Genomic DNA, 9,290 nt, shown 5'->3' on the forward strand with positions numbered 1-9,290 from the left:
CACTCCTACGGCCGCCACTCCCACGGCCGCCACTCCCACGGCGGGGTCACCCGCGACCGGCGGGACGGCGACCGTGCCGGTGCCGGAGGCCGCCGCAGCGGCCCCCGCCGCGACCGTACCGGCGCCGGTTCCGTCGTTCGGTCCTCCCCCCGAGGGGTTCGGGCCCGTGATCGCGGCGCCCGGCCCCGGCTTCGGGCACGACATCGGCTCCGCGCCCGCCCCCGCGCGGCGCAACCGCCGTACCGCGTACCTGATCGGGGCAGGAGCGGCCGTGCTGGTCCTGCTCGGCGCGGGCCTGACCTACGCGCTCGTGGGCAAGGACGGCGGCGGGGACGAGGACGGCGGGACGGGGAACGGCAAAAGCGCGTCGCAGCCCGTGTCGGTGACGGTGGCGGGCGGCGCGACCACCTACGACGGGAGTTGCCCTCCGGGCGACGCCCAGGCGCCCTGGTTCACCGCGACGTTCACGACGACCCGGCCTCCGGTCCAGTTCTCCTACCGGTGGGTCTCGGAGAACGGGTCGGTGATCGACCAGCAGTGGCGGACGCTGACGTTCCGGGAGGGCGACCCGACTACCAAGAAGGAGACGGTGCGGCTGTCGACGTGGGCGCGGGAGGGGACGCTGCGGAGCGCCCTGGCGGTGGAAATCAAGTCGCCGTTCGACGCCAAGTCCAACTCGGTGCCGTTCTCGGTGACATGCCGTCCGAACGACGAGTGACCCGGCGACATGTCGTGCATACTTCAATCAACCGGGCTTTCCTCTAAGGAGTCTCCATGTTGTCGGTCATCGTGGGACGCACCGGTCCCTTCGCCGGTCAGAGCGTGGTCCTCGGCGACGCTCCGCTGACGTTCGGACGCAAGAGCGACAACGACGTCATCATCGTCAGCGTCAGCGCCTCCCGGCTGCACGCCGAGATCGTCACGGAGGACGCCGCGTACGTGCTCCACGACCGCGACAGCAGGAACGGCACGTACGTCAACGACAAGCGCGTCACCCGGCACGAGCTGACGCCCGGCGACACCATACGCATCGGCGACGAGACGTTCCTGTTCGAGACGCAGGAGGCCATGGAGACGGTCATGGACCTCTCCCAGATGGCCCTGCCCCGCGCCGACGCGGCCATGGACCCCGGCGTGCTGCGGGTCACGGTGACCGGCGGCGGCCCGGTCGGCCTCGCCTTCGCCCTGCTGCTGGAGGAGGCGCTGCCAGGGCGGGTCTCCGTCACCGTCTACGACGGCCGGTGGGTCCGCAGCGGCACCACCGTGGTCTGGAAGGACGAGACCCACGGCAACGTCCGCCGCCAGCAGGTCGTCACCGTCCAGAGCCGGCAGTATCTGGCGCTGACGGAGGAGATGCGGTCGGCGCTGTTCGGGGACGGCCAGTTCTCCGAGATGTGGCCGCTGGGGCCCGACTCCGTGAACGGGCAGCCGCCCCGCAACATCCGGATCGCCTACATCGAGGACCGGCTGCTGGAGCTGGCCAACGGCAAGTCCGCGATCCGGCTGGTGCCCAAGCGGTTCGACCCGGCGGAGAGCGAACACCTCATCGCCCGCGACCACGTGCTGGTGATCTGTGAGGGCGGCCGGTCGCGCACCCGTGAGCACTTCGCGGACCGCTTCGGCGCGGCCGACGCCTCCATCTACTCCCTCAACGGGGAGCACCTCCAGGACGTGGTGCTGGGGCTGCGGGTCAAGTCCCCGCTCTCGGACCCGATGAGCGTCCTGCTGACGGTGACGCAGAACCGGTTCCTACTGAACTCGCTGCGCGGCGAGGGCTTCCTGAACATGCGGCTGACCCGCGAGGAGGCGCGCAACGTCATCGGCATCGACCCGGTGCGGCAGGTCTTCGAGGAGTGCATCGCGGCCCGGCCGTGCGTGATGAGCCGCCACGAGGACAACGAGTTCGTCTGCCCGACCCACGGGACGCTGTTCCTGCCCGCGCTGCTGCGCAGCTCGGCGCTGTGGAAGCGGATCCAGGAGGGGCTGCGGCTGTTCGGCGTCGCCGAGGACGACCTCAGTGCGATTACCTCGTTCCGGCTGGACATGGTGCAGCGCCCGCGGTTCACCGCCCAGCTCACCCGCCCCACCGCCGACCGCCCCGGGACGTACGGCTTCCTGCTGGGCGACGCGGCCAACGCCATCCACTTCTGGCCCGGCCGCGGCCTGAACAGCGGCCTCGCCTCGGCCGTCTCCCTGGCCCGCTCCCTCAGCAGCGTCTGGCAGGGCCGCCCGCTGCGCGACGCGGACTTCATCCGCCACGAGGCGGCGATGTCAATGCTCCAGTACCGCCACAAGAGCCGCGCGTGGAACGCGATGGTCGCGACGGACGAGCGGGGCGTGACCCGAGCGATCAAGGACATCATCGACCGCAGCATGGACAGTACGGCGGGCCCGGCGGCGGCCGGAGTCGCCGGATCAGCTGCCGGGGTTGCAGGGGGCTCTGAGGCTCCGGGATCAGCGGGGGCGGACCTGGAGATCCTCCTGGACCGCATGCGGGCGATCCGCGACCGCCTCGCGGCGCGCCTGCCGGGCCTGCCCGACGACGAGGAACTGCGGGCCCACCTATCCACGCTGGCCCCCGCGACCCTGCGAACGCTCCAGGAGAGCGGCGCGTGGGACACGCTGATCGTCGGCGGCGAGGAGGCGGACATCGACATCTTCTACCAGCAGAACGCCCCGGTCTTCGTCCCCGCCACCCCCCGCGCGACCGACCAGCTCCCGGACCCCCGCACCCCGGCGCTCCTGGACCCGGCCTGACAGCACGGCGCCCCGCCCGCGACCGGTCCCGCATACGCCGACGCGGGGCTCAGGTCACAGGGCGGGGCCGACGCCCCTGAACAACCTGCCGCGGCGCACGCCCTCAGCAGCATTGAAGTCGCCCGAGAGCTTGCCGCTCAGGCGGACTGTCGACACGAGGTTCCCCTCGGCCGGCAGTCTCTCGACCTCGGTTCGCGGAAGGCCGAAGCCGTCGGCGATCAGTCGCACCTGCCGCACGGGTATCCACGCCGCAAAGCGGACCCAGACCTGGCCAACCCCGGCACAGGCGCCCACCGGCCGCGGTGTGTCCGGTACGGCGGCGGACCGTACGGCGACTGCCAGGCCGGCCGGTCGGTTCGACCCGGGCCGCCCACGTCGCGGCGCCGTACGACCGGGTCCCGGAGCAGTTCGGCTACGGGGCCGGGGTCGTTGTCGTGCGGCAGGTTCAGGAGCTCGGGTTGCACGGAACGCACGTTCATCCGCTCCAGGACCGTGAGCTTGGTGCCGTTCGCCCAGAAGTGCCCGGAGGCGCACCTGTGGCAATGGCGGAGAACGATCGGCAGGCAGGTGGGCAGGACCGCCCAGTTTTTGGACACAGAGTTACACCGGTTCCAGTGAGAAGACCGCAGCGAAAAGGAGCACGGCGCACATATGCGACGCGCGACGGATCAGCGCTTGGGGGGCTCACTTGGTGTACAACGGCACGTCCTTGACAGGGTGACTGTGGGCGGGAGCACGCTATCGGCACACGGGAGTGCGGGGCCACTGATTTTCGGGCGGGCGGCAGCCGCCGTCGCCCGCCAGATGAATCTCGGTGGAGAAGCCACCGCGTGAGCGGCCCAACCGACAGTGCCCAGGCCCGCGTCCAGACCAGCCCTCGGGCGGGGAGGGCGCGCCGCGGCAGAAGCCCGCCGCGCGGGACCGGGTCCGACAGGGCGGGACGACTCTGCGGACGACGGGGCGTGGCTCTGTGATCCGGACGGTGTCGGTCCCCGGCTGTCGATTCTGAAGGTGCCGGAGCCCAAGACGGCGAAGAACCGGCTTCACATCGACATCCGGGTGCCGGGCCACGGCGGTGCCGAGGAGCGGTGGGCGCGGATCAAGACGGAGGCGGAGCGGCTGGTGAGGGCGGGTGGGACGGTCGTGGAGGAGGTCGACAGGCATCATGTCGTGATGGCCGACCCTGAGGGCAACGAGTTCTGCGTCGGCGCCGCCCCGGCCTCCTGATGTCTCTCCCAGTGCTTGAGAAAGGCGCCTCGGGGGTGACGAGTCAAGGGTCCTGACGGGCCTCCGTGGGGGTGTTGGCGGCCGTCGGACGCACCCGTGGGCCCCCGCTCCGAGCGCTTCCTCCTGGCCCCTCACACGCCCGCCACCGCCGCCCCGCTACCCCGTCTGACCTGGTCTTTTGTCTCATCCGCGGCTAGGTTTCGGGCATCGGGAGAGGGGACCGGAGTGGACCGGAACATACGCACAGTTGACGACGTGTTGAGACTCCTGGACGGCCTGTTCGCTCCGGAGGCCGACCGCTGGACGGACGGCGGGGCCTCCTGGTGGGACGGGTTCTATACGGACCGGTCCAGGCCAGTGCCGTTCTTCGCGGCGAAGCCGGACGAGAACCTGGCGTCGTATCTCGACCGTGGGCTGATCGCCTCCCCCGGCCGAGCCCTCGACCTGGGTTGCGGCCCTGGCCGTAACGCCCTCCACCTTGCCGCCCAGGGCTTCGAGGTGGACGCTGTCGATCTCTCATCGACGGCCATCGCCTGGGCCGAGGACCGCGCCCGCGAGGCCAAGGCCAGCAGTATTCGGTTCCACTGTGGCGACGCGTTCGCCCTCACCGATGAGCAACTGGGCGGGCCGTACGACCTGATCTACGACTCCGGCTGCTTTCACCACCTGCCGCCGCACCGCCGCGTCAGCTACCTCGGGCTCCTCGACCGCGCCCTGGCTCCCGGGGGCCATTTCGCCCTCGCCTGCTTCGCGGCGGGGGAGTCGGGCATGGGCTCCGAACTCCCCGACGCGGCCCTGTACGGCGAGGCCGCCCTCCACGGCGGCCTCGCCTACACCCCCAAGTCCCTGCGCTGGATCTTCTCCGGTCTGGAGGAAGTCGAGCTGCGCCGTATGCACGACGAATCGCCCGGCTCCCCGCTCTTCGGAGAACCCTTCCTCTGGACGGCCCTGTTCCGCCGACGCGGCTAGCCGGCGGCCGGCCGGTACGTACACACCTGTACGCCCGTGCCGCCGGTCGCCGTGGATACCAGCTCCAGCGTGCGCAGCGCACCGTCGACGGGGAAGATCGTTTTTCCGCCGCCGAGGATCACCGGCATGCGCATCAACAGCAGCTCGTCGAACAGCCCCTCGTGCAGGAGAGTGCGGACAAGCGTGGGGCTGCCCATGACCAACAGGTCGCCGCCTTCGGCCCCGTGCAGCTCGCGGATGCGGGCGACGGCCTCGCCGCCGGCGATGCGTGTGGTGTTGTCCCAGGTCAGCTGGTCGTCGCCCAGGGTCTGGGACACCACGTACTTCCGGATGGAGTTCATCTGGTCGGCGAACGGGTCGCCGGCCCGCTCGGGCCACGCCGCGGCCATCGTCTGCCAGGTGCGGCGCCCGAACAGCAGTGCCTCGGCCTTGGACAGCGCGTCCGCGACGGCGCCGCCCACCGCCTCCGGGTCGAAGAACGGGTGGCTCCAGCCGCCGTGCGCGAAGCCGCCCTCGGTGTCCTCCTCGGGGCCGCCCGGGGCCTGTACGACGCCGTCCAGGCTGATGAACTCACTGATCACGATGCGCACGGGGCTTGCTCCTCCTGGTCGTTGCGTGGCTTACGGCGATAAAGACCGCCGGGCCGCGCCAAACTCATCGCGCCCACTTGAACCGGCAGCGTGATGCGGGGCACTCCGGAGGACGGGGCGGTCAGAGCGTGCGGCCGAAGAGGTCCAGAAGCGCTTCCCAGTGGCGCTTGGCCCCGTCCGCGTTGTACGCGGCGGTGTCGGCCTGGGTGAAGCCGTGCTGCGCGCCCGGATAGACCTCGCTGCGGTGGCGTACGCCCGCGGCCGTGAGTGCCGCCTCGAGACGGTCCATCTGCTCGGGCGGCATCGAGGAGTCCTGGTCGGCGTGGGCGAAGTACACCTCGGCGGTGATGCGGTCGGCGACCAGGTGCGGGCTGTCGGGGGCCTCGGTGGCCAGGTCCCCGCCGTGGAAGCCGGCCATTGCCGCGACCCGCTCGGGGAACGTGCCGGCCGTACGCAGGGCGAGGCGGGCGCCCATGCAGTAGCCGGTGACGCCGACTGGTCCGTCCGTGGCCTGCGGACAGTCGGCCAGCCACCGCAGATAGGCGTCGACGTCGCGCATGGCCGCCTCGGGGGTGAGCGACGGGAGGAAGGACATGAGCTCCTGGAAGACCTCGGGGCGCGTGTCATGGCCGATGAAGTCGGGGAGCTCCACCAGCGGTGCGCGGCCGTGGCGGTAGAAGACGTTGGGGATCAGCACGGTGTAGCCCGCCGCGGCCAGGCGGTCGGCCATCTTCCACAGGTGCGGGCGCGGTCCGAAGATGTCCATGTAGAGCAGGACCGCGGGGTGGGGGGTGCCGTCGTCGGGGTGGGTCAGATAGGCGTCGGCGGTGCCGTCCGGGGTGGGAATGTCCACAGTTGTTCCGCGCGTCTTGGTCATGGACGTCGCTCCTCTTTCATCTCGTATGCCCGCGTCTGGTAGGCGATTCAAGACAGGCGCAAGATTCCCCCATGGCCGCACCGGGACCGTGTTTCGTGGCGGTCGGCTGGCCGACCGCATCACCGTATCCGGAGGGAATCACCAATGAAGCGCACGCCTCTCATGATCTCCGCGGTCATGGCCTCCTCGCTGGCTGTCATGGCCTCGGCGACGACCGCGGAGGCCGCCTCGCGCCCCGCCATCGCGAAGTCGATACTCAACCACCGGGGCATCTCCCTGGCCACCACGCACGACAGCGGTCGCCCGGACAAGGCGAACGCCAAGCAGAACATCAAGGACACCGCCGCCGGGCGGAAGGCCAAGCGCAGCCATTACGGCACCGCGCCCGGCGGTTCGGTCACGCTCAACAAGACCATGCTCAACTCGATGCTCAAGCTGAACACCGCGAAGAGGTTCACCTTCAGGGTCACCGAGGTCGCGGGCGGCAGTCACTCGCGCGGCTCGAAGCACTACGCGGGCCGGGCCTTCGACGTCGGCACCGTCAACGGCAAGCGGGTCAGCACCAGCGGTGCGGGCTACAACAACGCCAAGAAGTTCATGAGGGCCTGCCGGTCCTACGGCGCCGTCCTCGTGCTCGGCCCCGGCGACTCCGGGCACTCCACCCACGTCCACTGCCAGTGGTGACCGGCGGCAGACCGTAGGGGTGGTCCGCTGCCCGAGGGGAGCGGCGTCCGGTCCGTGCCGCGGGTCACATTCGCGGTGCGGACCGAACGCCTGATGAAATTGGGGCAGACCTCACGGGCCCGTCCAGTCGACCGAGCGGTACTTTTCGGACAACCCTTGACGGCGGTCAGGTGACGAGGGGGTGTTCCGCGTCTGAGTACAGGGCTCAGTAAGGTCTCAAATATCCCGACCGAATGACAAGGGCGAGTGGGGGAGCAGCAGGGCGTGACGAACGTGGAGCGAAGCGGACTGGGGAGAACTCCGGGCACGGGGTCGAACCCCGGTCCCGTCGGGGCTCGGACGTCACGGAACGCACTGATGCTGGGAGCGCTGTGGCTCCTCGCCGGTGTGCTGGCCGTCCGTCAGGCCGCGGCCGTGCTGCGGCTGCCACCCGACGAGCGGCTGACCGACCTCGAGACCTGGATCGGTGAGCAGGGCGTCCTCCATGTGAGCGGATCGCTGTACGACGGGGACGCGTTCACCGGGACGCCGTTCTCCGGGCTGGTCCTCAAGCCGCTGACGCGCGCCGCCGAGCAGAGCCTCGGCTACGCCTGGACCTTCGGCACCCTGCTGCTGGTCGTGGTGCTCGGCCTGGTCGCGGCCCGCTCCCTGCCCGGCCCCGTCTCCCGGCGCACCTCGCTGCTCGCCGCGCCCGTGGCGATCAGCCTGCTGGTGCTGTCCCTGCCGGTACGGAACACCTTCACGCTCGGCCAGACCAGCATCATCCCGGTGCTGCTGGTGCTTTTCACCGTGCTGCCCAGGACCTCGGAGCGGCAGACGGGTGTGCTGATCGGGGTCGCCGCGGCGCTGCAGCCCGCGCTGCTGCTGTTCGCGGTGGTCCTGTGGCTCATCGGGCGGCGGTATGCGGCGGCCCTCGCGGGCGCCACCTTCGCCGGCTGCTCCGCGCTCGCCTGGGCCCTGATGCCGCACGACTCGTGGACGTACTGGATCCACCACTTCGGCGGCGCCGGGCTCGGCGCGCCTCCGGACGGTCTGGCCAACCAGTCCCTGCACGGACTGCTGCTGAGGGTCGGTCTCTCGGGCCCGGCCGAGCTGGTGCTGCTCGCGGTGCTCGTCGTGGCGGTGGCCGTGGTCGGTCTGCGGCGCGCCGCGCACTACGCCAAGGACGGGCAGCTGCTGCTGGCGGCGGCGATCACCGGCAGTGTGGCGCTGGCGGTTTCGCCCACGTCCTGGCAGTACCAGCAGCTGTGGATCCTGCTGGCCGTCGTCGGGCGGGTCGGCAAGCGCGCCACGGACCGGCTGGTGTGGCCGGCGCTGGTGGTGCTGGCGATGACCCTCAACCGCCAGGCGCTGCTGCCCGATATCGATATTCTTGGTCATATCGGATATAACGCACCGCTGCTGGCGGCCCTCGCCGCCGCCTGCCTGGTGCCCTTCCTGTCCCGCACCTCCCCGGCGTGGGACAACCCGGCCCCGACCCCGGTCGCGGAACCGGTCCAGGGGCGCTTCGCCTGGGTGCCGCTGCTGCGCTTCGTGCGGCGGCCGCTGTCCCGCCCGAACCTCATGCTCGAGTTGATGTTCATCCGTATCGGTTACTTCGGGTACTCCTACGTCCGCGCGCACGCCCCCGATTCGCGGACCCTCGCGGAGAGCCACGGGCACCAGATCCTCACCGCCGAGAAGTGGCTGCATATCGACATCGAGCACTGGTTCAACGGCGTGGTGGCGGACACACCATGGCTGAAAGACACCATGAACTGGTACTACAGCACCTTCCACTTCCTGGTGCCACTGTCCCTGCTGGCCTGGCTCTATCTGCGCCGCCCCGTCACCTACCGCTGGGCCCGCACCCCGCTCGCCTTCGCCACGCTCCTCGCGCTGGTCGGCTTCTGGCTCTACCCGACCGCCCCGCCCCGGCTGATGGGCCTCGGCTTCATCGACACCGCGCACGGACCGCAGGACCTGGACAATCCGGACTTCGGCGCGCTGACCGAGCTGTCCAACCAGTACGCGGCCATGCCCTCACTGCACGTGGGGTGGTCGCTGTGGTGCGGGGTCGTGATCGCACTGGTGGCGCCGTATCTGTGGATGAAGATCCTCGGGCTGATGTATCCGCTGATGACCACCGCGTCCAGCAACCAGTGGTTCGCCGTACCGACGATCACCGCGGTGGTCATCAGCGGATA

6 protein-coding genes and 3 pseudogenes are annotated in these 9,290 nt (G+C 70.4%); 6 read left to right on the top strand and 3 right to left on the bottom strand.

Going from position 1 to position 9,290, the window contains the following annotated elements; translation table 11 throughout:
• Together CCN51_RS32360 and CCN51_RS32365 are read left to right on the top strand one after the other, a co-directional pair.
• A pseudogene (locus CCN51_RS32360) lies at positions 1–718 on the top strand (serine/threonine-protein kinase); the annotation flags it as partial.
• 56 nt (positions 719–774) lie between these two features.
• On the top strand, positions 775–2,757 hold the full coding sequence (locus CCN51_RS32365) for an FHA domain-containing protein (protein ID WP_014180119.1): 1,983 nt from the start codon (positions 775–777) through the stop codon (positions 2,755–2,757).
• Positions 2,758–2,811: 54 nt separating this feature from the next.
• Here CCN51_RS32365 and CCN51_RS32370 read toward each other — a convergent pair.
• Positions 2,812–3,332 (bottom strand): annotated as a pseudogene (locus CCN51_RS32370) (DUF1062 domain-containing protein).
• A gap of 367 nt (positions 3,333–3,699) precedes the next feature.
• On the opposite strand from CCN51_RS32370, the pseudogene CCN51_RS32375 reads away from it, so the two are divergent.
• Positions 3,700–3,984 (top strand): annotated as a pseudogene (locus tag CCN51_RS32375) (VOC family protein); the annotation flags it as partial.
• A gap of 225 nt (positions 3,985–4,209) precedes the next feature.
• Entirely contained in the window at positions 4,210–4,953 is a 744-nt protein-coding gene (locus CCN51_RS32380) for a class I SAM-dependent methyltransferase (protein ID WP_014180123.1), read from the top strand.
• Here the strand turns inward: CCN51_RS32380 and CCN51_RS32385 are convergent.
• Positions 4,950–5,543 (bottom strand): dihydrofolate reductase family protein, encoded by a 594-nt coding sequence (locus CCN51_RS32385; protein WP_014180124.1) that lies wholly within the window; start codon positions 5,541–5,543, stop codon positions 4,950–4,952. The two genes, CCN51_RS32380 and CCN51_RS32385, sit on opposite strands and share 4 nt — an antisense overlap.
• A gap of 121 nt (positions 5,544–5,664) precedes the next feature.
• On the bottom strand, positions 5,665–6,420 hold the full coding sequence (locus CCN51_RS32390) for a dienelactone hydrolase family protein (protein WP_014180125.1): 756 nt from the start codon (positions 6,418–6,420) through the stop codon (positions 5,665–5,667).
• Between the two features lie 144 nt (positions 6,421–6,564).
• Here CCN51_RS32390 and CCN51_RS32395 point away from each other — a divergent pair, with 144 nt between their 5' ends.
• Together CCN51_RS32395 and CCN51_RS32400 are read left to right on the top strand one after the other, a co-directional pair.
• Entirely contained in the window at positions 6,565–7,104 is a 540-nt protein-coding gene (locus CCN51_RS32395; protein WP_043487729.1) for a hypothetical protein, read from the top strand.
• A 357-nt stretch (positions 7,105–7,461) separates the two neighbouring features.
• Positions 7,462–9,290, top strand: a 1,829-nt coding sequence (locus tag CCN51_RS32400) for a bifunctional glycosyltransferase 87/phosphatase PAP2 family protein (protein WP_086860411.1), incomplete at its 3' end; no start/stop codon positions are given.

This window comes from Streptomyces milbemycinicus (assembly GCF_002154605.1).
GTDB classification, from domain to species: domain Bacteria; phylum Actinomycetota; class Actinomycetes; order Streptomycetales; family Streptomycetaceae; genus Streptomyces; species Streptomyces milbemycinicus.